Origin of the sequence: Streptomyces scabiei 87.22 (assembly GCF_000091305.1) — a bacterium.
GTDB lineage: Bacteria > Actinomycetota > Actinomycetes > Streptomycetales > Streptomycetaceae > Streptomyces > Streptomyces scabiei.
Map to the genome: position 1 here is coordinate 3,869,693 of NC_013929.1, position 24,790 is coordinate 3,894,482.

A 24,790-nucleotide genomic window follows, 5' to 3' on the forward strand; every position below is an offset into this window, starting at 1 on the left:
GTGCGGCACAATCCCCTGACCGTCGGCCGACCAGCGGGCGGAGCCTCCGACCCGCTGATTCACGCCCTCTCGATTAGTCACGCCGCGCGCCCCACACTGGCCGGAGGCATGCCGTTTCGGCGAAGGGGGACGTTGTGATGCGGGACAGCCACCGGGGGGAGGCCGAAGGGCTGCTGGTGCGGGCGGTCGAGGAGGAGGTCCGCAGGTCGGGCGGCCGTACCGACGGGGTGGTGCTCCTGGGCCGGGCCCGCGCCGCGCTGGACACGATGGCGCGCAACGCCGCGGAGGAGTACGAGACGTACACCCGCGCACTGGACGAGTCGCAGGCCGGCCGGCTCACCTTCCGCCAGCGCTACGCGAAGGAGGGCGCCGGAACTCCCCTGCTGGTCGCGGGCGTCGCCGCCGGCACCGCGGTCGTGGCCGACCTCTCCTTCGGCGTCGCCGCCGGCACCGCGGTGAGCACCGGACTGATCGTCGGCGTCGCGAGCGCCGTGGCCACCGTGCTGAAGGTGACCGCCGCCCATGTTCCCGCGGCGCACCACCGCGCGGGCGCCCTCGGCCAGCCCGGCGGCCCCGAGCAGTTGCGGCTGCAGTGGCTCACGGCGCTGGAGGTGCGCGGGATACGGCCGTTCCTGGACCAGCAGCGCGTGCTCGCCGCGTCCACGCCGAAGAAGAAGGCCCCCCAGTTGCGGGGCGCCGACAAGAGCGCGGCGGCGCGGCGGCGCAATGTGCTGGAGCAGTCGTTCCTGCAGATCCCGGAGGCGGACGAGAGGTTCGCGGGGCGGCGCACGGAGATGGGCAGGATCCGGCAGTGGGTGCAGGCGGCCCGCGCCGAGACCGAGACCCGGCCCACGGTCGTCGTGCTGCACGGCGCGCCCGGCTCCGGCCGTACCGCCCTCGCCGTACGCGCGACCCACGAGCTGCGGGACTACTTCCGGGGCGCCTGTGTGGTCGACCTGCGCGCCGACAGCCCGGAGGAGACCCCGCTGTCCACCCGGGACGCGCTGATGCATCTGCTGAATCGTCTCGGCGCGCCCCGCGACCAGCTCCTCTTCCGTGAGCGCACCTCCCAGGACCAGCAGGTCAAGCGGCTCAGCGAGCTGTACCACCAGCATCTGGCGGCCGTGCCGGTGACGATCGTCCTGGACGACGCCTCCGACCCCGAGCAGGTCCGCGCCCTCGTCCCCGAGCGCTCCGACAGCCTCGTGCTGGTCACCGCCCGCTCCGCGCTCGACCTGCCCGCCGACCTGCCCGCCTGGGTGCACCAGCTGCCGGTCGAGGCGCTCGACGCCGACGGCACGCAGGAACTGCTCGGTATGGCGGCGCAGGACGCGTCGGCGCTGCGGGCGGGGGCGGCGGGCGCCGGGGCGGCGGACCCGTCCGCGGGCGCGTCGGCGGGGTCCGCCTCGTACGACACGGCGTCCGTCGCCCGTATCCGGCACCTGTGCGGCGGCCTGCCCCTGGCCCTGCGCGTCGCCGGTTCGTCGCTGGGCCCGCGTACACCGGAGCGGCTGGCCACGGACCTCGGCGCGTACGGTCCGGTCGAGCCGGTGGAGCGCGCCCTGTGGCTCCGCTACACCGACCAGTCGGACTCCTCCCGGCGGTTGCTGCGCCGTCTGGCTCTGGCCGGCCGTGCCTCGCTGGGCGCGGCGGCGGCCGCCTCACTCCTGGCCACCGACGAGACGGAGGCGACCCGTCACCTCACCGCGCTGGCCCGCGCGGGCCTGATCGACCACGTCCACGGCAACCGCTACCGCCTGCACGACCTGGTCCGCGCCTTCGCCCACGCCCGCCTCCTCGACGAGGAGGAGCCGAGCGAGCGCACGGCCGCGCAGGAGCGCCTGATCGTGACCTACGCCGACCTCGCCGACTCCGTGCTGCGGCTGGTCGACGGCAACATGTCGACCCGCTCGGACCGCTTCGGCCAGCACGGTTTCGTGTCCCTGGACGAGGCGCTGCGCTGGCTGGACGACGAGACCAGCTTCATCACCTCCACGCTGCGGCACGCGGAGGGTGTGAACCAGGCGGCGGTCCTCAGTCTGCTCGGTGCCCTGTGCGACTACTGCCTGCTGCGCGGCGACCTCTACCGCCTGGGTGAGCTGAGCGAGCTGGCCCAGTCGGTGGACCAGGGCCTGCTGACCCGCTCGGTCCAGTGGCGTACGGGTATCGCGGCCCGTCAGCTGGGCGAGCTGGACAAGGCCCGGACGACGCTCGCGTCGGTCGTCGGCCTCTACCGGGAGACCAACCACGACGCGGGGGCCGCCCGTGCCCTGTGTTCCCTGGGCATCACCCTGCACCACCAGGGCAATCTGACCGAGGCGGCGGAGAAGCTGCTGGAGGCGCTGCAGCTCCAGTCGGCCCCGCAGCTGGCGGCGGACCGGGCGTGGACGATGCACGCCCTGGCGGCGGTGGAACGGGACCGCTCCCATCTGGCGGACTCCCTGGATCTGCTGACCCGTGCGCTGGTCGTCCATCGTCAGCAGGAGTCCCTGCACGGCGAGGGGTGGGCGTACTTCCAGCTGGGCCAACTGCTGCTGCGCATGGGCGAGGTGCCGCGCGCGGAGGGTGAACTGCGCACCGCCCTGGACCTGTTCGGCCGTACCCGGGACACCCGGGGCCAGGCCTGGTCGCTGACCCAGCTCGCCCGCGCGCGGCTCGTGGCCGGTGACCCCTCGGCCGCCGTCGACGGTCTGCGCCAGGCTCTCTCGCGCCACCGGGACAACGAGGACGCCCGCGGCGAGGCGTGGAGCGGCTACTACCTCGGCCAGGCGCTGGAGGAGACCGGCAACCTCGACCAGGCGGTGCGCGAACTGGAACGCTCGCGCACGATGTTCTCCCGGATGCGGGACGTCTACGGCCTGGCGTGCGCGCGGCACCATTCGGCCCGGGTCACCCGCGACCAGCGGGCGGTGCAGACGGGCTCGCTGCGCAACTCCGGCTTCGCCCGTCAGCTCCTCGTCGACGCCCGTGCGGACTTCCAGCGCATCGGCGTGGCCCACGGCGAGGCGTGGACCTGTCTGGAGCTGGCCGTGGTGGACGCGGGCAACGCCCGCACGCCCCAGGCGCTGGACCTCTGCGAGGAGGCGATCCGTCTGTTCACCTCGTACGGCGACCGCCGCGGCGAGGACTGGGCCCGCTTCCTCAAGTGCACCCTGCTGCCGTACGCGGCGCCCGGCGGCGTCGAGATCGGCACCGCGGTCGCCCAGGAGGACCTGGCCCATCTGTCGCGCACCGCCCACCCGCTGCGTGACGAGAAGCTCACCGAGTACATCGAGGCGTACGCGCTGCTGCTGGAGCGGGGTGTGAACCTGGAGAGCGGCTGGCGGGCCTGGACCCTCGGCATGGTCCCGAACCGGCACGCGCGGGAGGTGATGGGGGTGCCGGTGACGGGCGGGCACGGCTGAGACACGGCCCCGCCGGGGCGGCCGCCGCGGCGACACCCCGTGTTCCCACGGCGACGCCTCGTGCCGCCCGGGGGACGTCGTGTGCCTCCGCGACACCTGGGCGGTGTCACGGAGTCACGCCGTCGGCCGGTGGCCCGGCGGTCAGCCCTTGGCCGGGGCCGTCCTGCCGCTCGCCCCCGTCGCCGTCTCCTCGACGGAGGCGTCCGGGTCGGGCGACTCCTTGAAGTCGACCTTGCCCATGTGCTTGTTCATGGACTTCATCAGGCCCCAGACGGCCAGCGCCATCACCGCGAAGACGATGAAGCCGAGGACGCCGGGGGTGACCTTGTCCTTGTCCAGCTCCTTGGCGAGGGGGACGAGGTGTGTGACTGCCAGGCTTACGCTCATGCCTGGCATTGTCCCCCAGGGCTAGCGGATGCCCGCAAAGAGGTCGTCCTCGGGGAGCGAGGTGTCCACGAGGGACTTCGCCAGCTCGTACTCCTCGGTGGGCCAGACCTCCTTCTGGATCTCCATCGGCACCCGGAACCAGCCCCCGTCGGGGTCGATCTGCGTGGCGTGGGCGATGAGGGCCTTGTCACGGATCTCGAAGAAGTCGGCGCAGGGCACGTGCGTGGTCAGGGTGCGGTCCTTGTGCTCGGACTCGTCCCAGCGCTTGAGCCAGTCGCCGTAGGGGGACTCCATGCCGCGGGCCACGAGGGCGTTGTGCAGCGCCTCGGTGCGGGGGCGGTTGAAGCCCTGGTTGTAGTACAGCTTCTGCGGCCGGTGGGCCGGGCCGTACTCGCCCTCGGGGTACTTCTCGGTGTCCGTGGCGCCCTCGAAGGCCACCATCGAGATCTTGTGGGTCATGATGTGGTCGGGGTGCGGGTACCCGCCGTTCTCGTCGTAGGTGGTGATCACCTGGGGGCGGAACGCGCGGATCTTCCTGACCAGCTCGCCGGCCGCCTTGTCGACGTCCTCCAGGGCGAAGCAGCCGTCGGGGAGGGGCGGCAGGGGGTCGCCCTCCGGGAGACCGGAGTCGACGAAGCCGAGCCACTCCTGTCCCACGCCGAGGATCTCCCGGGCCTCGTCCATCTCCTTCTTCCGTACCTCGTGAATGTGCTCCTCGATGTACTTGTCGCCCTGCAGCTTCGGATTGAGGATGGAACCGCGCTCCCCGCCCGTGCAGGTCACGACCAGCACGTCCACCCCCTCGGACACATACTTCGCCATGGTGGCCGCACCCTTGCTCGACTCGTCGTCGGGGTGTGCGTGCACGGCCATCAGTCGCAGCTGGTCAGTCAAGACTCATTCCCTCGTCACTCGGCGCCCGGCCTGAACTTCGGTGACTCGGCCCGGCGCGATCCGGTGAGTCCATACTGCCGTCCCGCTCGGACACCCCGGTGCGGGGCGGCCGTCAGGCGCTGGGCGGGGGCTTCTATAGTGACGGCATCGGGGGGCGGGATATTCCCGGTCCGACACGTGGACGCCCCTGCCGGGCGGCACGCTCCCGGCCCCTTTCCGAGAGGACGACCATGACGACGGCGAGCACGCGGCTCCCCGAGGGCCGCTACGGCCGCTCCGCGGACGGGCGCGCCGACCGCAGGCTCAAGGTCATCGGCGGCTTCCTGGGCGCCGCCCTGCTCGTCCTCATCGGCTGGTTCGCCTACCACTACGTGGCCGGCAACAGGATCAGCGTGGAGATCTACACCTTCGATACCTCCGCGCGAGCGGTGAAGGTGCACCTCAGGGGCGACAAGGACGCCGGGGTCGACGGCTACTGCACCGTGCGCTCGCAGACGGAGGACGGCACCGAGGTCGGCCGTGCCGACTTCCGCTTCGGTGCCGACGTCACGGAGATCGACAGGACCGTGACCCTGAAGACGACCTCGCGCGGCACCACGGCCGAACTCCTCGGCTGCCACGCGGGCTGAACCCCGCCCCGTCCGGGCCCCGGTCCGCCCCGCCTCCCCGAATCGGGGCGGTGACCTGCGCCGACGTAACGCTTGTGGTTTATGTCCTCCCCCTTCGGCCATCCAATTGTTAGGCTCGTGGTTTCGCCCACTCGAGAAGGAACATTCTTCTGTGTAGGGCGATGCTTTGTATTCCCAGTACCTACGAGGAGCACCTGTGACCCAGACCAGCGAGAACGTCACCTGGCTGACCCAGGAGGCGTACAACCAGCTCAGGGCCGAGCTGGACTACCTGTCTGGTCCCGCGCGCACGGAGATCGCCGCCAAGATCGCGGCCGCGCGCGAGGAGGGCGACCTGCGCGAGAACGGCGGGTACCACGCGGCCAAGGAGGAGCAGGGCAAGCAGGAGCTCCGGGTGCGCCAGCTGACCCAGCTCCTGGAGAACGCCAAGGTCGGCGAGGCGCCGGCGTCGGCGGACGGCGCGGTGGCGCCCGGCATGGTCGTGACGATCGCCTTCGACGGCGACGAGGACGACACGGTGACCTTCCTGCTCGCCTCCCGTGAGTACGCCAGCTCCGACATCGAGACCTACTCGCCGCAGTCCCCGCTCGGCTCGGGTGTGACCGGCAAGAAGGTCGGCCAGGACGCGCAGTACGAGCTGCCGAACGGCAAGTTCGCCTCGGTGAAGATCCTCAAGGCCGTGCCCTACCAGAGCTGAGCGCACGCCCCCTCGCCCCGCCCGTGGCCCCCGGCGCCCCTTCGGCGCCGGGGGCCCGGTCGTGCACCGGGCCCTTCGCCGCTCCGCCGGACCGGCGCCGACGCGTCAGTCGATGACGGTGTACCCCGCCTCGCGCAGGGCGTGGTCGACCTCGGCGCAGTGGGTGGGCCCCCGCGTCTCCAGGTGCAGTTCGACCTCGACCTCGGTGAGTCCGAGCCGGGGGTCGGTGCGCACATGGCTGACGTCGAGGACGTTGGCGTCGGCCACCGACAGCACCCCGAGGAGGGTCGCGAGGGCACCGGGGCGGTCGGTCAGGCGGAGGCGGACCTGCAGGTAGCGGCCGCCGGCGGCCATGCCGTGCCGCAGGATGCGCTGCATCAGCAGCGGGTCGACGTTGCCTCCGGAGAGCACCGCGACGACCGGGCCCTCGAAGGCTCCCGGGTCGCGCAGCAGGGCGGCGACGGGGCTGGCGCCGGCCGGTTCCACGACCAGCTTGGCCCGCTCCAGGCAGAGCAGCAGGGCGCTGGAGAGGTCGTACTCGGAGACCGTGCGGATCTCGTCGACGAGGTCGGCGACGATCGCGAACGGCACGTCGCCGGGCCGTCCGACCTTGATGCCGTCGGCCATCGTGGCCGGGTTCGGCACGGCCAGCGGCAGCCCGGCGGCCAGCGAGGGCGGGTAGGCGGCCGCGCCCTCCGCCTGGACGCCGACGACACGCACGTCCGGGCGCAGCGCCTTCACCGCGACCGCGATGCCGGCCGCGAGCCCGCCGCCGCCGACCCCGACGACGATCGTGCGCACCTCGGGGCACTGTTCCAGGATCTCCAGACCCACCGTGCCCTGCCCCGCGATGATGTCGTGGTGGTCGAAGGGGTGGATGAACACCGCGCCCGTCTCGGCCGCGTACTCCTGGGCGGCGGTCAGCGTCTCGTCGACCACCGTGCCGTGCAGCCGCACCTCGGCGCCGTACTCCTCGGTGGCGCTGATCTTCGGCAGCGGGGCGCCCCTGGGCATGAAGACCGTGGAGTGCACGCCGAGCAGCGCGGAGGCGAGGGCGACGCCCTGGGCGTGGTTGCCGGCGCTCGCGGCGACGACGCCGGCGGCACGTTCCTCGGGCAGCAGGCCCGCGATCCGGACGTACGCGCCCCGCAGTTTGAAGGACCCCGTCCGCTGGAGGTTCTCGCACTTGAGGTGCACCGGCGCGCCGACGAGCTGGGTCAGATGCCTGCTGCCCTCCATGGCGGTGACACGTGAAACACCCGTAAGCATCTTCTGCGCGCCCCGCACGTCGTCGATCGTCACGCGCGGAAAGGAGTCAGCCGTGCTGTAGCTCATGACCTGAGTCTCGCAGTTCACAGGGCCCGAACGCGGGTGTGACCAAGGGGCGGGACCGTGTTTCACCGGGGCCCGTACACCCCACGCCCGGTCCGCGTACTCTGTCCCCCAACCCAGCGCCCCACGCATGAATTGAGCCTTTGGCCATGCCCACAACACCTGAAATGTCGATGGACATGACGACCGTCGGTGACAACGGTCTTCTCGACACGCTGCAGCACGAGGTCGCGGTGTTCGCACGCCGTGCCGAGCAGACCCGGCTCGGCGGTGTCGGGCAGGTGCGCAACTCCATGGACCGTGCCGCGTACCTGCTGCTCAACCGCCTCGACAAGGAGGGGCCGATGGGTGTCAAGGCGCTCGCGGCGAGCATGGGGATCGACTCCTCCACGGTCACCCGGCAGGTGGCGCCGCTCGTGGACACCGGACTGGTCAAGCGGACCTCGCACCCGGAGGACGGCCGGGCGGTGGTGCTGCAGCTGTCGCCGCGCGGGCTGTCCCGCCTTGAGGAGGTACGTTCCTCCAGGCGTCAGCTCATGGCCGAACTCACCCAGGACTGGGCCCCCGAGGAGCGGGTGGCCTTCTGCTCCCTCCTCACCCGTTTCAACTCCGCCCTCTCGTCCCGTATGGCCGCGGCGCCGGAGGCACCGTCGGCCTCCTGACCCTTGACCGCGCCACCGCTCCTGGCCTCATATGAGACCGGGCCCTCGTCCGGGACCGGGCCCGTTCCCCTCAGGGTCGGCCTCAGGCGGGAGGCGTGGTGCGAGATCGGCAGGTTGCCCAGGACGCCCGCCGGGCAAGGGAGTTCGAGGCGTTCGTCGCGGGTGCGGCGGGGCGGCTGCTGCGGACCGCGACGCTGCTCACGGCGGAGCCGCCGGACGACAACCCTCGCGCGCGGCGGCTGCTGACGGACGCCCTCGCGCACACCTATGCCGTCTGGGACCGGCTGCGCGGCGAGGACCCCTACGACCTGACGCGGCAGCGGCTGGCGGTCCGCTTCGCGCGCGGGGCATGGCATCACCACGGCCTCTTCCGCCGTCCGCCCGGCGGGGTCCTGGCCGCTCTCGCCCCGCAGGAGCGGCTGATCCTCGTCCTACGGCTCCACGAGGGGGTCGCCGCGGAGCAGACGGCGGCGCTGCTCGGGCTGCCCGTGGAGCGCGTGACGACGATCTGTCTGCGGGCGATGGCGACGGTCCTGCATCCGCCGCGCGAGGCGGTCGCCGAGAAGGCGGTGGAGGTGGCTCCGTCATGAGCCTGCGGGACCGCGAGTCGGCCGTACGGCAGATCCTGGAGCGCGGGCCGGTGCGGGTGCCGCCCGATCTGTGCGCGGTGGCGGTACGGCGCGGCGGGCGCATGCTGCGGCGCCGGACGGCGGCCCGGCACGTGCTGTGGGTGGTGCTGGCGGTCGCCGTGGTCGCGTTCGCCGTGTGGGCGCTGACGGTCCGTCCCTGGGTGGAGCCGCCGTCGACGACGACCCCACCCGTGTCGGGCTGGTGAGCGCCCGGATCCGCGGGCCCTTCTGACGGATCTCCGTGGCAGAAGGAGCGGCGTCCGGTGCGTGCTCCCGGCGTGCCGGGCGGAAGACCTCGTACGGGACGTACTCGGTCTTTCGCCCGGTGCGGCGAGAGGGTGTGCCGGGCGTCGCGACGCCGCGGAAATCCGTCAGCAGGGTCCTAGCCGAGGGCCTGCTGCAGGTCCTCCAGCAGGTCGTCGACGTTCTCGATGCCCACGGAGAGGCGGACGAGGTCGGCGGGGACCTCCAGGGCCGATCCGGCCACCGAGGCGTGCGTCATGCGTCCCGGGTGCTCGATCAGGGACTCCACTCCGCCCAGGGACTCGCCGAGGGTGAACACCTTGGCGCGGTTGCAGACCTCGACGGCCGCCTCCTCGCCGCCGGTGACCCGGAACGACACCATGCCGCCGAACGCCTTCATCTGCTTGGCGGCGACCTCGTGCCCGGGGTGCTCGGGCAGGCCCGGGTAGAGCACGCTCGACACGCGCGCGTGCCGGGTGAGCATGTCGGCGACCTTGACGGCGTTCTCGCTGTGCCGGTCCATGCGGACGGCGAGGGTCTTGGTGCCGCGCAGCACCAGCCAGGAGTCGAAGGGGCCGGCGACGGCGCCCATCGCGTTCTGGTGGTACGCCAGTTCCTCGCCCAGTTCCCGGTCACCGACGATCAGCGCGCCGCCGACGACGTCGGAGTGGCCGCCCATGTACTTGGTGAGCGAGTGCACGACGACGTCCGCGCCGAGCGCGAGCGGCTGCTGCAGGTAGGGGGTGGCGAAGGTGTTGTCGACGACCAGTTTCGCGCCGGCCTCGCGGGCGATCTGGGCGACGGCCGGGATGTCGGTGATCCCGAGCAGCGGGTTGGAGGGGGTCTCCACCCAGACGACCTTCGTCCTCGGGGTGAGGGCGGCCCGGACGGCCGCCGGGTCGGAGGTGTCGGCCACCGACCAGTCCACGCCCCAGCGGGAGACGACCTTGGCGAAGAGGCGGAAGGTGCCGCCGTAGGCGTCGTTGGGGATGACCACGTGATCGCCGGGGCTGAGCAGCGTGCGCAGCAGGCAGTCCTCGGCTGCCAGGCCGGACGCGAACGCGAGACCGCGGCGGCCGCCCTCCAGGGCGGCGAGGTTCTCCTCCAGCGCGGTGCGGGTGGGGTTGGCGCTGCGGCTGTACTCGTAGCCGCCGCGCAGGCCCCCTACGCCGTCCTGCTTGTAGGTCGAGACCTGGTAGATCGGCGGGACGACCGCGCCGGTGAGGGGATCCGCGGTGTTGCCCGCGTGGATCGCGAGGGTCTCGAAGTGCTGGCTGGTGTGGCTGTCGCTCATGGGTACCGAGCGTAAGCGGTCGCGGGGGTTCTGGGCGCCTCGTGGGGGTGGGGGCACCTCCGCGGTCGCCGGAGTTGTCCACAGGCTCCCGACCGGGTTGGGCATTTGTCGGCGGCGTCTGGAACCCTTGTGGCATGGAGATTCTCTGGGTCCTGATGGCGATGCTCATGATCGGCTTCGTGGCATGGCCGATCCTGGCGCGCCGCAGGGCCGGCATTCAGCAGGTGGAGGCGGGGCACCCGGACGCGGCGGACCCGGCGGACTACGGGTTCGTGCGCCAGGAGCTGCTGGACGTGCGGATGCCGGGCCCCGACCAGGATCTGCTGGACGTGCTGGACGTGGTGCAGCGTTCGCAGGACTACCGGGCGGCGAAGCAGCTGCTGGCGGGTACGGAGGCGGCCGGCGAGGTCCGGTGGCAGCGGGTGCAGGCGTTCGCGGGTGCGGCGGCGCTGGAGCTGGCGCAGCGGCCCGGCGGGGTGGGCGAGACGCCGGGGGGGCAGTGGCTGCGGGTGTGGCGCGCGGAGGCGCCGAAGGACGCGGGCGGTGCGGCGGTGCACGCGGAGTTCCTGGTGCAGCAGGCGTGGCGGACGTCGACGCCCGGTACGGACGACTTCCGGATCATCATGGAGGAGGCGAGGGCGGCGTGCGGGGACGCGGCGCTGCTGGCGCCGGGCGACCCGGTCCCGTACATCATCGAGCTGTCGGTGGCGCGCGGGCTGGCGTACTCCCGGGCGGAGTTCGAGCAGCTCTGGCTGAAGATCCTGGACCGGGCCCCGGACCACATGGGCGCGCATTTCGCGGCCCTGCACTACTGGTGCGAGAAGTGGCACGGCTCGCGGGAGCTGGCGTACTCCTTCGCCGAGTCGGCGGCGGCCCGGGCCCGGCAGGGGTCGCTGCTGGCCGCCATGCCGCTCTTCGCGGTCTTCGAGCACCTGCCCGAGGTGAATCTGGTGCAGGGCTTCTACCGGAGCGAGGTCGTCACCAAGGCGGTGCACGGCGCCCTCTACGCGGTGCACGCGGCGCGGCCGGACGATCCGATGCTGGCCCACGTCCGTCATCTGCTGGTCTTCTTCCTGGTCCGCTCCGAGCGCTGGTCCGAGGCCATGGACCAGCTCGTGCACGTCGACGGTCACGTGGGCGCCCTTCCCTGGACGCTCACCTCCGACCCGGCCTCGGACTACGCGATATACCGGGCCCTGGCGGTGGCGGGCTACGAGGCCAACGGAGGCAGTCCCGCGACGCTGCCGCACTGAGGCGACGCCGGCGGGGTCGCGGCCGTCCGGTGAGCCCTTGCGACCCCGCACATCCGTGCGAAATACTCCGCCCCTCACACCTTTTGGTCATGGACACGCCCCAACTCGTCCACCTCTGGCCAGTTTCACCGCATAACCGATCGTTCGCGATCTTTCCCGTGGGGGGACCTCAGCCCAATGGGCGCGACCCTGCGCGCGCTGCGCGCTCTCGTGCTGCTCGCCGGCTTCCATCTGCTCGGCGTGCTCCTGCTGGCGGCGCTCGCCGGCGCCGACCACCTGCTGTATCTGCACGCCCCGCCCGCCGTCGCCGCCAAGCTCTACGTGGTCTCCGTACTGCTGGCGATCCCGCTCGTGCGCGGTCTGTTCATGCTGCGCACACCGAAGGGCGAGGACCCGCCGGGCCTGGCGGTGACGGAGGCCGACGAACCCGGGCTGTGGCGTGCCGTCAGGGAACTGGCCGACGCGGTCGGCACCCGGGCGCCCTCCCGGATCGTCCTGACGGCCGACGTCAACGCCGCCGTCAGCGAGGACGCCCGGCTGCTCGGCCTGCGGGCCGGTCCGCGCCACCTCTACCTCGGGATACCGCTGGCCCAGGGCCTGACCGAGGCGCAGCTGCGCGCGGTCCTCGCCCACGAGCTGGGGCACTACTCCCATGCGGACACCCGGCTCGCCGCGATCACCGCCCGCGGCCGGGCCCAGGTGCTGCGCACCATCGGGCACTTCGAGGAACGCGCCGACAGGACGGCGGGACGCGAACGGGCCCGGCTGGAGAAGAAGAACGCGAGGGCCGCGGCCAAGGGGAAGAAGACCAAGGAGATCGACACGGCGGGCGCGGGCATCACCTACCGCGCGATGGCGTGGATCTACACCTGCTACGCCAGGCTGTACATCCGCGCCACGCTCACGGACGCACGCCGCCAGGAGTACGCCGCCGACGCCGCGGCCGCCCGGATCGCCGGTCGCGACGCCACCTCGTCGGTGCTGCGCGAGATGCCCGCGCTGGACGCCGCGTTCGGCTTCTACATGAACAGCTACGCCACGCTCGGCGCCGAGGCCCGGCTGCTCCCGCCGCGCGGTGAGTTCTTCGGCGGCCACGGACGGATGCTCTCCGCCCGGCAGCTCGAACTGGCCGGCCTGCGGGCCGAGTTGCCCACCGAGCCGGCCTCGCCGTACGACTCGCACCCGCCCATCGCCGACCGCGTCGCACGGATCGAGGCGCTGCCCGCCGACGGCCGCGCGGACGAGGCCCGGGGCCCGGCGCTCGGTCTGCTCGCCGACCCCGACCGGACCCTGGCGGCGCTGGAGGACGCGGTCCTCACCGAGGACGTCCAGCGGTTCCGGCGCACCGGCGACTGGCAGGAGCTGCTCGACGGTGCGATGGCCGCGAACTTCGCCTCCCTCGACACCGCGCTGCACCGGGCTCTGGCGATGTACACCCAGGGCGCCCCGTCCCTGGCCGCACTGCTGAAGGTGATCGACGACGGTCAGCTGTGGCAGCTGGCGCGGCGGCTGCCGCTGTCGGACCAGGCGGCCGAGGCGCGGGGCCGGGCCTTCCGCGAGTTCGCGCGGCCCGCGCTGACGGACGGTCTGCAGGGCATGGTGCTGGCCGAGCTGAGCGCCCACTCCCGGCTGAGCTGGGAGTTCTCCTGGTCGGAGCCGGCCGCGGTACGGCTGTCGCCCGCGCCGGACGGTGGCGCGACCGACCTGCGCGCCGCGGTCGCCGCCGCGGTCGCCGACCACCCCGACACGGGCCCGCTGCGGGCCCTGCTGCCCACGCCCCAGGGCCCCCCGACCCGCGAAACGGACGCCCCGCGATGACCGTACTGCTGTGGGTACTGGCCGTCCTGGCGGTACCGACCGTGCTCTTCGGACTCTGGCTGGCCGGGGTCTTCCTGAAGGAGTTCTTCTCCCCCGGCGCGGACACCGACACCGGCCGGGAGACCGCCGAGGCGCTGGGACTGCTGCCGGCCGAGCGTCAGAACGTCACACTCGCCGGTCCCCTCCCGCCCGGCCAGGAGCCGGCGCTGGCCGCCGTGCGCGGCGGCGACTGGAAGGCGGCCGCCAAGCTGATGCACGACGCCGGCCGGGACTGGGAACGCCGGTCGTTCACCGCGTACCTGCTGGGCGAGATCGCGGCGAAGGAGGACGACTGGCTGCTCGCCTGGGAGGCGGACCGACCCGACGACCCGGACGCCGCCGTCGTGCGGGCCCGCAGCACCGTGGTGCTGGCCTGGGACCTGCGGGGCGGGAAGAAGGCCGAGTACACGACCGGTGAGCAGTTCGGCGGCTTCCACCGGATGCTGGAACGTTCCCGCGAGGAGATCGGCCGGGCAGCGGCGCTCGCCCCCGACGACCCGACGCCGTACGTCACCGAGATCTGGGTGGCGCTCGGGCTCGGCTACCCGCACTCCGAGATGGACCGGCTGTGGGCGGAGATCACCGCCCGGGCCCCGCACCACTACGAGGCCCACTTCTCGGCACTGCAGTACTGGTGTGCGAAGTGGCGGGGCTCGGAGAGGCTGGCGGCGGAGTTCGCCGAGCGGGCGGCGGCCCGGGCACCGCTGGGCAGCCTGCTCACCGCGTTCCCGCTGATCGCGCACTTCGAGCACGACACGTCCGACGACAACGACGTCGACCGCACGCCGAGGATGATCGGCCGGGTGGACGCCGGCCTCGCGGACGCCGCCGCGGCCGACCCCGCCCACCCGCGCCTGCCCGAGCTGCGGCACCTGCTCGCGTACTACCTCGCGCTGCAGGACCGCGACGACGCCGCGCTCGAACAGTTCAGGCTGGTCGACGGGTACGTCAACGCCCTGCCGTGGCGCTACCGGGGCGGCGGCGAGGCGATGGCCGCGTTCTACTGCCGCATCCGGAACGCGTCGGCCGAGGCGGCAGCGGCGACGGCGACGGCGACCGACTGAACCGACGGGCGGCGACCGGGTCGCCGCCCGTCGCCGGGACCGCCGGCGCCGTCGGAGGTCAGTCCTGCGCGCGGGCGGGCAGTCGCCATCCCGGGCGCGGGAAGTGGCAGGTGTAGCCGTTCGGGTACCGCTCCAGGTAGTCCTGGTGCTCGGGCTCGGCCTCCCAGAAGGGGCCGACGGGCTCCACCTCGGTGACGACCTTGCCCGGCCACAGTCCGGAGGCGTCCACGTCCGCGATGGTGTCCTCGGCGATCCGCTTCTGCTCGTCGTCCACGTAGTAGATCGCCGAGCGGTAGCTGAGGCCGATGTCGTTGCCCTGGCGGTTCCTGGTGCTCGGGTCGTGGATCTGGAAGAAGAACTCCAGCAGCGCGCGGAAATCGGTCTGCGCCGGGTCGAAGAGGATCTCGATACCCTCCGCGTGCGTGCCGTGGTTGCGGTACGTCGCGTTCGGTACGTCCCCGCCGGTGTATCCGACCCGGGTCGCCGTGACGCCCGGGAGCTTGCGGATCAGGTCCTGCATCCCCCAGAAGCATCCACCCGCCAGCACCGCCCTCTGCGTCTGCGCAGTCATCGGAGCCCCTCCACTCATCGTCGGTTCGGTCCCTCGGGCCGGCCGGTCCGCGAACCGCCGGCCCCTGCCCACCTCCTCAACGCGCGGGGGGTCCGTGCGATTCCGCGCCCGCCCGGGGGCCGGCCCCGGGCGGCGGGTGCGCCCGGGGCGGTGTGCTCAGATCGTCGAGGTGTCGATCACGAACCGGTAGCGGACGTCGCTCGCCAGCACCCGCTCGTACGCCTCGTTGATCTGGTCGGCGCGGATCAGCTCGATCTCGGCGCCGAGGCCGTGCGCGGCGCAGAAGTCGAGCATCTCCTGGGTCTCCTGGATGCCGCCGATGCCGGAGCCCGCGAGGGTCTTGCGGCCGGCGATGACCGAGAAGAGGTTGAGGGCGACGGGCTCCTCCGGGGCACCGACGTTCACGAACGCACCGTCGGTCTTCAGCAGGGAGAGGTAGGCGTCCAGGTTCAGCGGGGCCGAGACCGTCGACAGGATCAGGTCGAAGGTGCCCGCCAGCTCCTTGAACGTCGCCTCGTCGCTGGTCGCGTAGTAGTGGTCGGCGCCCAGCTTCAGGCCGTCGTCCCTCTTGCGCAGGGACTGCGACAGGACGGTCACCTCGGCGCCGAGCGCGTGCGCGAGCTTGACGCCCATGTGGCCGAGGCCGCCGAGACCGACGACGGCGACCTTCTTGCCGGGGCCGGCGTTCCAGTGCCTGAGCGGGGAGTACGTGGTGATGCCGGCGCACAGCAGGGGCGCGGCCTCGTCGAGGGCGATGCCGTCGGGGATGCGTACGGTGAAGGCCTCGTCGACGACGATCTTCTCCGCGTAGCCGCCGTAGGTGGGCTCGCCGTCCTTGCCGATGGCGTTGTACGTGCCGACGTTGCCCTGGAGGCAGTACTGCTCCAGGCCCGCCCGGCAGTTCTCGCACTCGCGGCAGGAGTCGACCATGCAGCCGACGCCGACCTTGTCGCCGACGGCGAACTTGGTGACGCCGGAGCCGACGGCCTCGACGACACCGGCGATCTCGTGGCCGGGGACCATCGGGAAGATCGCCTCGCCCCAGCCCTCGCGGGCCTGGTGGATGTCCGAGTGGCAGATACCGGCGTACTTGATGTCGATCAGCACGTCGTGCTCGCCGACCTCGCGGCGCTCGATCGTGGTGCGCTCCAGCGGAGCCTTGGCGGCGGGCGCCGCATAGGCGGCGACAGTGGTGGTCATGCCGGGATTCTCCTGATCGTCGTCCGCATCCGGCCTGCCTTCCGGCCGGGTACGACTGTCAGCCTGCCCGACATCGCGAGGCTCACCCAGGTCACGGCTTTGCGTACGTCCGCCGGTCCTACCACTGGCGGGGTCAGGCTGCCAGGCGTACGACCGTGAATACTGGCCGTATGGACGAACAGCCCGAGACCCCGCAGGAGCCGCTTCCCGGCGAGGCCGGGACCGCCGGTGCGCTGGACCGGCGCGCCGAGCTGAGCGAGTTCCTGCGCACCCGGCGGGCCCGGCTGAAGCCGGAGGACGTGGGGCTGCCGGAGTTCGGACGGCACCGGCGGGTCCCCGGACTGCGCCGGGAGGAGCTGGCGCAGCTCGCGGGAGTGTCCGTGGCGTACTACACGCGGCTGGAGCAGGGCAACGGGCGCAACGTGTCGGCGGAGGTGCTGGACGCCATCGCGCGCGCCCTGCGGCTGACCGACGCCGAGCACGCGCACCTCACCCATCTCGCGAAGCCGAAGGCGCACAAGAAGAAGCGGTCGGCCCGGCCCCAGCAGGTGCGCAGCGCCCTGCGGCAGCTGATCGACACCCTGGACACGGTCCCCGCGTACATCACCGGCCGGCGCGCGGACATCCTCGTCTGGAACCGGATGGCGGCGGCGGTGTTCGGCGACTGGTCGGAGCTGCCCGCGCAGGAGCGGAACTGGGCGCGGATGGTGTTCCTGCGGCCCGACTACCGGGACCTGTACGTCGACTGGGAGCAGAAGGCGGCCGACATCGTCAGCTATCTGCGGATGGACGCGGGCTGTCATCCGGACGATCCGCTGCTGTCGGCGCTGGTGGGCGAGCTGTCGGTGAAGAGCGAGGAGTTCCGGCGGCTGTGGGCGACGCACGACGTGAAGGAGAAGAGCCACGGCGTGAAGCGCATGCACCACCCCCTGGTCGGTGACCTGACCCTCTCCTTCGAGACCCTGCAGCTGCCCGACGATCACGAGCAGAGCCTGATCACCTATCACGCCGAACCGGGCTCCCCCTCCGCCGAGGCCCTGCGTCTGCTGGCCAGCTGGGGCACGGACGCGACCCGGACGCCGAAGATGACACCGTAGGAGACGCCGGAGGAGACGCCGGAGGAGACGCCGGACGACGCCGTGGCCGGAGCCACGGCGTCCTCGCGCGTTCCCCCTGTGGCGGCGCCGTCACCTGCCGGCGTACGCGTCGTGGATCGTCACCTTCGACGTGTTGCCCTTCTTGTCGGTCACCTCGGCGCGCAGCGACACGCTCTTCCCCGCCGCCGGGGTCCGGTGGGTGAACACGCCCTTGCGGAGCGCGACCTCGGTCCATGTCCCGCCGTCGTCCGACACGTACACGGTCAGCGACCCGAGGTTCCCGTCGGCGGCGGCGCCCTGCACGGTGACGCGGACGGTGGCCCTGCGGCCCGCCGGAGCCGTGCTGTCGAGGTCCAGGAACGGGGCTGCGAAGCGGACCGTGGAGACCGGCAGCTTCGTGTCGCGCGCGGTCTTCTCCGAGGCGAACGTCCAGCTCGCGTCGATCCGTGACGAGGCCCTGGCCAGGTCGGCGGACCGGGTGAGGGAGGTCGTCAGCCGGTAGGCGGCGCGGCCCGCGGGCACCTTGAACTGGCCCGCCCCGTCCAGCGCGTCCTCGCCCGAGGCGAACCTCTCGCCGTCGCGGTACAGCGTCGTCGTCACCTTCTCGTAGAAGGACGCCCCCGCGTGCCCGAGGCCGTCGGCGAACATCGGCAGCATGCCGTACAGGTACGCGCCGTCCCGCCGGATGCCGTGGGTACCGGCGATCCGCGGGCCGAAGATCCCGACGTTGAAGGTCTGTGCGTACGTCCGGCCCGCCCGGTAGGCGCGGCCGCCGCCGGTCGTGTAGTACGCGTCGAGGAGGGGGAAGCCCTGTTCGTCCTCCGCGCCGTACTGCTCGAAGTCGAGGGTCCACTTCACCCCGTCCGCGGCCGACAGACGCAGCGTGTGCCGCCCCGGCAGCGGCCGCGGAACGCCCGCGGCGGGCGCGCCGGAGCCGCCGGGAAGCGCCGCCCAGGCGAAGACCGCGCCCTTCTTGCCGGGGCTGGACGCGCCGAGGCCGGTGCGCACGGTGGCCAGCTCGCCCTTCCGCCAGTGCTTGGTGTAGCCGGTGGCGAGCTTCCCGGTCCTGCCTCCGGCGACGGTGGCGTACTGCGCGGTGCCGCCCGTCCACTGGCCGGCCCAGGTCTGGGTGAGCCTGCCGCCGCCGGTCCCGGGGCCGAGGTGCGCGGTGCCGAGCCCCGTGTACGAGTCGAGCAGCCAGCCGAAGGAGTAGTCGTTCCCGCCCACCTTCAGGGCGAACTCCGCTGCCGCGAGGAGCGGTTCGGCGGCGGTGTCGGGCACCGTGACGTCCACGGGCCTCGTCGTGCGGGCGTCCAGCGTGAGGGAGATCCTCCGGTCGACGGTGAGCCTCGGCCGGGACAGCCAGTCCACGCCCTTGGTGGCGTCCTCCGGGTCCACGACGATCCCGGCGTCGAGGATGTAGTCGCCCGCGGGCACCCGGAGATCGACCGTGCCGTCCGGGTCGTACGGCGTGAACCACCGGTCCCGGGCGAGCCCGGAGACACCGGTCAGGTCGAGCACGTGGTGCACGGCGGGCGCACCGTCCCGGCCGACCGTCCTCAGCGTGACGTCGTACGCCTCCGCCTCGCGCTCCACGGCCGCCGCCGTGCGGACGCTCTGGCCGCCGCCCTCGGCGGTGACGTACGCGGTGTAGGCGCCGTCGAGCTTCCCGCCCGGTCCGGTGTCGACGATCAGGCCGACGGTCGCCCGGCCGCGGGCCGGGACGGTGACCTTCCTGGCTCCGAGCCTGAAGAATCCGGCCGGGGCGGGCCTTCCCCGGGGGTCCGTGCCGGTCACCGTGAGGCCGAGGGTGACGGGTGTGGTGCCGAGGTTGCGGTAGGTGAGCTTCCTGACGACCGGCTTGTCGTCGGTGTGCGGCCACTGCTGGACGCCGAAGTCGACCGAGGCGGGCTTGGCGACGATCTTCTGTGTGACCGCTCTGTCGACGCGGATGCGGCCCGAGCCCTGCTCGAAGGGTGTGTACGGGCCCCCCTTGGCGGACGCGACCAGGGCGGCCTTCAGTTCGGCGTACGTCCATGCCGGGTGCCGCTGCTTGAGGAGAGCTGCGGCGCCGGCGACGTGCGGGGTCGCCATCGACGTACCCGAGATCGTCAGATGGCCCGGGGGCTTCTGGCCGACCTCCCGCTCGATGACGCTGCCCGGGGCCGCGGCGGCGGTGATGGCCACTCCGGGCGCGGTCACGTCGGGTTTGATCCGGCCGTCCTCGGCGGGGCCCCGGCCGGAGAACGGGGCGAGCCGGTCCTCGTCGTCGACCGCGCCGACCGTGAGCGCGGCAGCCGCGCTGCCCGGCGAGGCGACCGTCCCCGCGCCCCGGTCGCCCTCGTTGCCGGCGGCGACCACGAAGAGGATGCCCTTCTCCGCGGAGAGTCTGCCGATCGCCGCCTCCATCGGGTCGATCTCGGGGGTGTCGGCGCCGCCCAGGCTGAGGTTGACGATGTCGGCGCCCTGCGCGGCGGCCCAGTCCATGCCGGCGACGATGCCGGAGTCGTCGCCGTAGCCCTCGTCGCTCAGCACCTTGCCGTTGAGCAGCCCGGCGCGGGGCGCGACCCCCTTGTACTTTCCCTTGGAGCGGGCGCCGGTGCCCGCCGCGATGGAGGCCACATGGGTGCCGTGGCCGTACTTGTCCGTGGTGTCGGGTGAGGTGGAGAAGTTCTTGGCGGCCTTCACCCGGCCCTTGAGGTCGGGATGGGTCGTGTCGATGCCCGTGTCGAGCACGGCGATGGTGACGCCCTTGCCGTCGTAGCCGGCCTTCCACACCTTCGGGGCGCCGATCTGCGCGACCGACCTGTCGAGGCTGACCTTGCGGACGCCGTCCAGCCAGATGTGGGCGACCCCGGTGGCGGTGGTGCCGTCGGCGTCGGTGACCGCCTTCCACAGCGCGGCCGCGTCGTCCCCGGGGGTGAGCAGCGCCTCGGCGTTCAGCGTCCGCAGGGTGCGGCGGACCTTGGTGCCGCCCGCGTCCCGGACGTCGGCCCGGGCGTCGGCGGCCCTGCCCGTGTAGCCGACGATCACTTTCAGGCCCTGCTTCCGGGAGGCGCGGGTCGCCGCCCTGTCGAGCAGGGTCACGTCGAACAGCCGCCGGTCGACCCGGCCGTCGGAGACGAGCCGGGCCGCGTCGGCCGGCAGCACATAGGTGTGGCCGTCGACCTCGCGCAGCCGCACCGGGACGCCCGAGCGGCCCTCGGCCCGCTCCAGGCCGAGCACCCGGCCCGCGTGGTCGACGAGGACACGGTCACCGGTGACGAGAGTGATACGCCGGCTCACCGCCCTGTCGGCGCCGGTCACGTGGGCCGTACCCATCACTCCGGGCACGCCGGTCGTGCCCGTCATGCCCGCCGCGCCGGTCGCGCGCTCGGATATCGCGGACGCCGGGCTGGTCGGGCCCATCGTCAGCGCCACGGCCGACACCGTGGCGATCGTGGCCGAGCACGCGCTCCTGCTGTGTCTGCGCACGTCTCCCCCTCGTTCCGGTTCATCCGGCCAGGGGACCTTCCGCACACATACGCGTCAATTCCCCCCGGTCTACGCAGTATGACCGGGGGTCAACTCGTGTCACATACCTCGCGACTGGGCGTAAAGCGGCGAAGACGGGCCACGCGCGGCTCGCGCGCGCCCGCCCTCAGCTCCCACGCGCCCCACCGCCCCGGGAACGCACCGGACACTCACCAGGTACGCCCCGGGTAACCCCCGCAGTCGCTCGTGTGCCGGCGCTCAGGCCCCGGCGTTCTCCTTGACCGTGATCCGCCCCTTGCGGATGGTCGCGACCCGAGGGGCCTTGCGCGCCAGCGCCGAATCGTGGGTGACCATGATGAACGTGAGGCCGTGTTCCTTCCACAGCGTCTCCAGCACCTCCATGATCTCGTCGCGCGTGGACTCGTCGAGGTTGCCGGTGGGCTCGTCCGCGAGCAGCACCTTGGGCCGCTTCACCAACGCGCGGGCGATCGCCACGCGTTGCTGCTGCCCGCCCGACAACTCGGCCGGCAGGTGCCCCAGCCGCTCCCCGAGGCCCACCGACTCCAGCGCCTCCGCGGCCCGCCGGCGCCGCTCCTTCGCCCCGGCCCCGAGCGGTACGAGGGCCGTCTCCACGTTCTCCTGCGCGGTCAGCGTCGGGATCAGGTTGAAGCTCTGGAAGACGAACCCGATGTTCTCGCCGCGCACCCGGGTGAGCTTCGCCTCCGACAGCCTCGCCATGTCGGTCCCGTCGAGTTCGACGCTCCCCTCGGAGGGCCTGTCCAGCCCGCCGAGCATCTGCAGCAACGTGGACTTCCCGCCTCCGGTGGGACCCTGGATGACCAGCCGGTCCCCGTCGGGGACGGTGAGATCCACCCCGTCGAGCGCGGTGACGGTGTCCTTGCCGCGCGCGTAGCGCTTGGTGACGCCGGTCAGTACGTACATGTGCGACTCCCTGAAGTTCGGACGGTCCTGGCTGCGGGCGGCGGTCTGTGCGGCCGCGCCGCTGAACTACTCCACGCGGCGCAGCGCGTCCGCCGGCCGCAGCCGGGAGGCCCGCCATCCGCCGAACGCCCCCGCGATCAGCCCGCCGGCGACGGCGAGCCCCACCGCGACGCCGATGGTCGTGACGCTGACGGGCGCCGTGAGCGCCACGTCCAGCGCGTTGGAAGCCGCCTGGCGGCCTCCGCCGGGGAAGCCACCGCCACCGGGACCGTCGGCGCCCGGTCCGCCGAACCCGCCGCCCGTCGCCCCGACCTCGGCCTGCAGCGTCGGACTGATCGCCGTGATGACGTACGCGCCGCCGAGGCCCAGCGCGATGCCGAGCGCGCCGCCCACCAGTCCGTTGACGACGGCCTCACCGACGACCTGCCGGGTGACCTGCCCCGACTTCCACCCCAGCGCCTTGAGCGTGCCGAACTCCCGCACCCGGCGCGACACGGCCGAGGAGGTGAGCAGGCCCGCGACCAGGAACGCGGCCACCAGCACCGCGATGGAGAGCCACTTGCCGACGTTGGCGGCGAGGTCCGAGGCCGTCGACAGCGATCCGGAGACCGTGTCGGCGAGGTCGGCGGAGGTGGTGACGGTGGTACCGGCGATGTTCTTCTGGATGGTGGTCTTGACGCTGTCGATGCGCTGCGAGTCGCTCGCCTTCACATAGATCGTGGTGATCTTGCCCTTGGAGTCGCTGAGCGTCTGCGCCTGCTTCAGCGGCATGTAGAGGTCGGCCGCCGCGTCCCCGGTGTCGGGCGTGGCGATCCCGATGACCCGGTACTTGACGCTGTTGACGGTGACGCTGTCACCGACCTTCAGCTCCTTCTCCTTGGCGTACGACCTGTCGGCGACGACCACCTCGGCGTTCGTCTCGGACGTCTTGAACGTACGGCCGCTGGTGATCTTGGAGGAGGTCAGCGGGCCCAGCGCGGGCTCGGTGACGTCCGTGCCGTACACGGAGTAGTTGTCGACGTCGAACTGGGCGCCGCCGCCCTCGACCCGGCCCTCCGGCTGCCCGGTGCCGCCGGCGCCCGGACCGCCCCGCTGCTGTCCCTGGGCGCCCTCGTCCTGCTGGAACTGCCCGCGCCGGAACTGCCCGTCGACCTTGATGACCTGGAGGCTGAGACCGCCGACGGCCCGCGCGACGCCCGCCTGCTCGCCGACCTCGGCGACGGTCGAACTCGCCAGCGTCTGGAAGCCCTGGACCCGGACGAGGTCGCTGCTCTGGTTCTCGTCGGAGTCCTCGTCCTGGGCGTCGAACTCGAACCGCGGGCGCTCGCCGCCGTCCTCGCCGGCCGCGGCGGCGGCCTTGGTGACGGTCATGTCCGTGCCCAGGCCGTACAGGGATTCGAGGACCTTGCCCTGCGCCTTCTCCATGCCCGAGGAGACGGAACTGACCACGATGACCAGGGCGATGCCCAGGGCGAGCCCGGAGGCGACGACGAGCGCCGCCTTTCTGCGGCGGCGCAGTTCGCGCCTCAGGTAGGTGAAGAACATGGCGGCAAGCTAGGGACGCCGCGTGATGAAGGGATAAGTCCTCGATAAGAGCCCGATGAGAACCCGGCGCGGCGGCCCCGGAAACACCGATGCCGCCCCTGGTGTCACAGGGGCGGCATCGGTCTTTCACAGCTCCGGGCGGCTCACCGTGGGCCGCCGCGGTGCGGATGACGGTGGATCAGGCCGCCGAACCGGCCTTCCAGTCGGCCCAGCTCAGGTTCCAGCCGTTGAGGCCGTTGTCCGGAGCGACCGTCTTGTCACCGGTGTTCCGGATGTCCACGACGTCACCGACGATCGAGTGGTCGTAGAACCAGGCGGCTTCGGTGTTGGGGTCGTTGGCACCCTTGGTGTCGTTCAGACCGACACAGCCGTGGCTGGTGTTGACGTTGCCGAAGATCGAGTCGGCGCCCCAGTAGTTGCCGTGGAGGAAGGTGCCGGAGGTCGTCAGACGCATGGCGTGGGGGACGTCCTTGATGTCGTACTCGCCCTTGCCGTCGTCGTCGGTGAAGCCGACCGTCGCGCCGTTCATCCGGGTCTCCTTGAACTTCTCGGAGATCACCATCTGGCCCTGGTACGTCTTGTTCTCCGGCGAACCGGCGGAGATCGGGATGGTCTTGACGACCTTGCCGTCCTGCATGACCTTCATCGTCTTGGTCTTGGCGTCGACGATGGAGACCTGGTTGCGGCCGATCTTGAAGGTCACGGTCTTCTGCTGCACACCGAAGACGCCCTCGGCTCCCTCGACCCCGTCGAGCGCGAGCTTGAGGGTGACGGTGGAGCCGCCCTTCCAGTACTCCTCGGGGCGGAAGTCGAGGCGGTTGGCGTTGAACCAGTGCCCGACGACCTCCTGGCCGGAGCTGCTGGAGACGGTGATCCCCTTCTGCACGACGGCCTTGTCGGTGATCGCCTTGTCGAAGTTGATCGAGACAGGCATACCGACGCCGACGGTCGAGCCGTCCTCGGGCGTGAAGTTGCCGATGAAGCTGTTGGCGGGCGAGACCGTGGTGAACGCCGCGTTCTCGTGGGCCTCGCGCCCGTCGGAGTCCTCGGCGGCGGCGGTGATCTTGTAACCCGTGGACCGCTCCAACTGGGTGCTCGGCGCCCAGCTCTTCTTGTCCGCGGATATCTCGCCGTCGATGGCGGTGCCGTCGGAGGTGGTCATCTTCACCTCGGTGAGCGTGCCCTTGCTCACGGTGACCTTGGCCGAGTTGTTGATGGAGGCGTTGTCCGAGCCGTCCTTCGGCGTGATCTTGATGTCGGCCTCGGAGGTCTTCTCGGCCGCCGCCTTGTCGGCCTGGGCCTGGGAGGAGTCACCGCCGTCGCCCCCCGACCCCTTGTCGCCGTCGCCTCCGCTGCACGCAGAGAGCACCAGCACCCCGCCGAGCAGTGCGGACGCGACCGTCAGGCCCCTGCGCCGCTTACTGTTCGTCATCACACGCTTCTCCATCGTTGCCGAATCCCCAAAACCCCGAAGATCCCCGTTAGCACTTAAACACCACGACGGCGTCGAGCCGTTCCGCTGCTGCGGATATGTGGGATACGCCACTCCACTCGCATCGGGTCGTCGGCGACCCGGCGGTGCGCAAGTGACTGGTGCGTTCCGTGAGACGAAAGAA

The 24,790-nt window shown here is 72.1% G+C and carries 20 protein-coding genes; 10 read left to right on the top strand and 10 right to left on the bottom strand.

Features of this window, described 5'->3' with window-relative positions:
- Positions 1-137: 137 nt before the first annotated feature.
- A complete protein-coding gene (locus SCAB_RS16255) occupies positions 138-3,404 on the top strand; it encodes a tetratricopeptide repeat protein (protein WP_041669269.1) in 3,267 nt (1,088 codons plus the stop codon).
- Positions 3,405-3,545: 141 nt separating this feature from the next.
- Here the strand turns inward: SCAB_RS16255 and SCAB_RS16260 are convergent, their stop codons facing one another.
- Together SCAB_RS16260 and mca are read right to left on the bottom strand one after the other, a co-directional pair.
- Entirely contained in the window at positions 3,546-3,791 is a 246-nt protein-coding gene (locus SCAB_RS16260; RefSeq protein WP_013001177.1) for a hypothetical protein, read from the bottom strand.
- A gap of 21 nt (positions 3,792-3,812) precedes the next feature.
- Positions 3,813-4,664 carry a mycothiol conjugate amidase Mca gene (gene mca / locus SCAB_RS16265; RefSeq protein WP_013001178.1) on the bottom strand — a complete coding sequence of 284 codons (852 nt, stop codon included), beginning with the start codon at positions 4,662-4,664 and terminating at the stop codon, positions 3,813-3,815.
- A 251-nt stretch (positions 4,665-4,915) separates the two neighbouring features.
- Here mca and SCAB_RS16270 point away from each other — a divergent pair, with 251 nt between their 5' ends.
- On the top strand, positions 4,916-5,314 hold the full coding sequence (locus SCAB_RS16270; protein WP_013001179.1) for a DUF4307 domain-containing protein: 399 nt from the start codon (positions 4,916-4,918) through the stop codon (positions 5,312-5,314).
- 196 nt (positions 5,315-5,510) lie between these two features.
- The gene (greA, locus tag SCAB_RS16275; protein ID WP_013001180.1) at positions 5,511-6,011 is read left to right on the top strand and encodes a transcription elongation factor GreA; all 501 of its coding nucleotides are present in this window, start codon (positions 5,511-5,513) and stop codon (positions 6,009-6,011) included.
- Positions 6,012-6,116: 105 nt separating this feature from the next.
- Here greA and ilvA read toward each other — a convergent pair whose 3' ends face one another.
- Entirely contained in the window at positions 6,117-7,346 is a 1,230-nt protein-coding gene (gene ilvA / locus SCAB_RS16280) for a threonine ammonia-lyase (RefSeq protein ID WP_037723708.1), read from the bottom strand.
- A 164-nt stretch (positions 7,347-7,510) separates the two neighbouring features.
- Here ilvA and SCAB_RS16285 point away from each other — a divergent pair, with 164 nt between their 5' ends.
- The 3 genes from SCAB_RS16285 to SCAB_RS16295 all read left to right on the top strand — a co-directional run bounded on the left by SCAB_RS16285 (position 7,511) and on the right by SCAB_RS16295 (position 8,840).
- Positions 7,511-8,005: a MarR family winged helix-turn-helix transcriptional regulator gene (locus SCAB_RS16285; RefSeq protein WP_173402978.1), complete on the top strand. Its 495-nt coding sequence runs from the start codon at positions 7,511-7,513 to the stop codon at positions 8,003-8,005.
- A gap of 98 nt (positions 8,006-8,103) precedes the next feature.
- Positions 8,104-8,595 carry a sigma factor-like helix-turn-helix DNA-binding protein gene (locus tag SCAB_RS16290; RefSeq protein WP_041669272.1) on the top strand — a complete coding sequence of 164 codons (492 nt, stop codon included), beginning with the start codon at positions 8,104-8,106 and terminating at the stop codon, positions 8,593-8,595.
- A complete protein-coding gene (locus tag SCAB_RS16295) occupies positions 8,592-8,840 on the top strand; it encodes a hypothetical protein (RefSeq protein WP_013001184.1) in 249 nt (82 codons plus the stop codon). Before SCAB_RS16290 ends, SCAB_RS16295 begins: the two co-directional genes overlap by 4 nt.
- 176 nt (positions 8,841-9,016) lie before the next feature.
- On the opposite strand, the gene SCAB_RS16300 is transcribed toward SCAB_RS16295, so the two are convergent.
- A complete protein-coding gene (locus SCAB_RS16300; protein ID WP_013001185.1) occupies positions 9,017-10,171 on the bottom strand; it encodes a cystathionine gamma-synthase in 1,155 nt (384 codons plus the stop codon).
- Between the two features lie 134 nt (positions 10,172-10,305).
- On the opposite strand from SCAB_RS16300, the gene SCAB_RS16305 reads away from it, so the two are divergent.
- The 3 genes from SCAB_RS16305 (at position 10,306) to SCAB_RS16315 (ending at position 14,345) form a co-directional block, all read left to right on the top strand.
- Positions 10,306-11,424, top strand: coding sequence for a hypothetical protein (locus tag SCAB_RS16305; RefSeq protein WP_013001186.1), 1,119 nt, complete (start codon positions 10,306-10,308; stop codon positions 11,422-11,424).
- A gap of 177 nt (positions 11,425-11,601) precedes the next feature.
- Positions 11,602-13,242 (top strand): M48 family metallopeptidase, encoded by a 1,641-nt coding sequence (locus SCAB_RS16310; protein ID WP_013001187.1) that lies wholly within the window; start codon positions 11,602-11,604, stop codon positions 13,240-13,242.
- Complete coding sequence (locus tag SCAB_RS16315) at positions 13,239-14,345, top strand: hypothetical protein (protein WP_013001188.1); 1,107 nt, start codon at positions 13,239-13,241, stop codon at positions 14,343-14,345. Before SCAB_RS16310 ends, SCAB_RS16315 begins: the two co-directional genes overlap by 4 nt.
- 58 nt (positions 14,346-14,403) lie before the next feature.
- On the opposite strand, the gene msrA is transcribed toward SCAB_RS16315, so the two are convergent.
- Together msrA and SCAB_RS16325 are read right to left on the bottom strand one after the other, a co-directional pair.
- Complete coding sequence (gene msrA / locus SCAB_RS16320) at positions 14,404-14,916, bottom strand: peptide-methionine (S)-S-oxide reductase MsrA (protein WP_037729864.1); 513 nt, start codon at positions 14,914-14,916, stop codon at positions 14,404-14,406.
- 156 nt (positions 14,917-15,072) lie between these two features.
- Positions 15,073-16,116, bottom strand: coding sequence for an NAD(P)-dependent alcohol dehydrogenase (locus tag SCAB_RS16325; protein ID WP_013001190.1), 1,044 nt, complete (start codon positions 16,114-16,116; stop codon positions 15,073-15,075).
- Positions 16,117-16,286: 170 nt separating this feature from the next.
- On the opposite strand from SCAB_RS16325, the gene SCAB_RS16330 reads away from it, so the two are divergent.
- The gene (locus tag SCAB_RS16330) at positions 16,287-17,213 is read left to right on the top strand and encodes a helix-turn-helix transcriptional regulator (RefSeq protein ID WP_037729866.1); all 927 of its coding nucleotides are present in this window, start codon (positions 16,287-16,289) and stop codon (positions 17,211-17,213) included.
- 90 nt (positions 17,214-17,303) lie between these two features.
- On the opposite strand, the gene SCAB_RS16335 is transcribed toward SCAB_RS16330, so the two are convergent.
- The 4 genes from SCAB_RS16335 to SCAB_RS16350 form a co-directional block, all read right to left on the bottom strand.
- Entirely contained in the window at positions 17,304-20,687 is a 3,384-nt protein-coding gene (locus SCAB_RS16335; RefSeq protein WP_041669274.1) for a S8 family peptidase, read from the bottom strand.
- Between the two features lie 258 nt (positions 20,688-20,945).
- A complete protein-coding gene (locus SCAB_RS16340; protein ID WP_013001193.1) occupies positions 20,946-21,629 on the bottom strand; it encodes an ABC transporter ATP-binding protein in 684 nt (227 codons plus the stop codon).
- A 66-nt stretch (positions 21,630-21,695) separates the two neighbouring features.
- Positions 21,696-23,174, bottom strand: coding sequence for an ABC transporter permease (locus tag SCAB_RS16345; RefSeq protein WP_013001194.1), 1,479 nt, complete (start codon positions 23,172-23,174; stop codon positions 21,696-21,698).
- Positions 23,175-23,352: 178 nt separating this feature from the next.
- A complete protein-coding gene (locus SCAB_RS16350; protein ID WP_013001195.1) occupies positions 23,353-24,621 on the bottom strand; it encodes a L,D-transpeptidase in 1,269 nt (422 codons plus the stop codon).
- Positions 24,622-24,790: the final 169 nt, after the last annotated feature.

Bases quoted from the DNA above. Each gene is read 5' to 3' on its own strand.
- SCAB_RS16255 (WP_041669269.1), top strand. From the start codon at position 138: ATGCGGGACAGCCACCGGGGGGAGGCCGAAGGGCTGCTGGTGCGGGCG.
- SCAB_RS16260 (WP_013001177.1), bottom strand. From the start codon at position 3,791: ATGAGCGTAAGCCTGGCAGTCACACACCTCGTCCCCCTCGCCAAGGAG.
- mca (WP_013001178.1), bottom strand. From the start codon at position 4,664: ATGGCCGTGCACGCACACCCCGACGACGAGTCGAGCAAGGGTGCGGCC.
- SCAB_RS16270 (WP_013001179.1), top strand. From the start codon at position 4,916: ATGACGACGGCGAGCACGCGGCTCCCCGAGGGCCGCTACGGCCGCTCC.
- ilvA (WP_037723708.1), bottom strand. From the start codon at position 7,346: ATGAGCTACAGCACGGCTGACTCCTTTCCGCGCGTGACGATCGACGAC.
- SCAB_RS16285 (WP_173402978.1), top strand. From the start codon at position 7,511: ATGTCGATGGACATGACGACCGTCGGTGACAACGGTCTTCTCGACACG.
- SCAB_RS16295 (WP_013001184.1), top strand. From the start codon at position 8,592: ATGAGCCTGCGGGACCGCGAGTCGGCCGTACGGCAGATCCTGGAGCGC.
- SCAB_RS16300 (WP_013001185.1), bottom strand. From the start codon at position 10,171: ATGAGCGACAGCCACACCAGCCAGCACTTCGAGACCCTCGCGATCCAC.
- SCAB_RS16305 (WP_013001186.1), top strand. From the start codon at position 10,306: ATGGAGATTCTCTGGGTCCTGATGGCGATGCTCATGATCGGCTTCGTG.
- SCAB_RS16310 (WP_013001187.1), top strand. From the start codon at position 11,602: ATGGGCGCGACCCTGCGCGCGCTGCGCGCTCTCGTGCTGCTCGCCGGC.
- SCAB_RS16315 (WP_013001188.1), top strand. From the start codon at position 13,239: ATGACCGTACTGCTGTGGGTACTGGCCGTCCTGGCGGTACCGACCGTG.
- msrA (WP_037729864.1), bottom strand. From the start codon at position 14,916: ATGACTGCGCAGACGCAGAGGGCGGTGCTGGCGGGTGGATGCTTCTGG.
- SCAB_RS16325 (WP_013001190.1), bottom strand. From the start codon at position 16,116: ATGACCACCACTGTCGCCGCCTATGCGGCGCCCGCCGCCAAGGCTCCG.
- SCAB_RS16330 (WP_037729866.1), top strand. From the start codon at position 16,287: ATGGACGAACAGCCCGAGACCCCGCAGGAGCCGCTTCCCGGCGAGGCC.
- SCAB_RS16340 (WP_013001193.1), bottom strand. From the start codon at position 21,629: ATGTACGTACTGACCGGCGTCACCAAGCGCTACGCGCGCGGCAAGGAC.
- SCAB_RS16345 (WP_013001194.1), bottom strand. From the start codon at position 23,174: ATGTTCTTCACCTACCTGAGGCGCGAACTGCGCCGCCGCAGAAAGGCG.
- SCAB_RS16350 (WP_013001195.1), bottom strand. From the start codon at position 24,621: ATGGAGAAGCGTGTGATGACGAACAGTAAGCGGCGCAGGGGCCTGACG.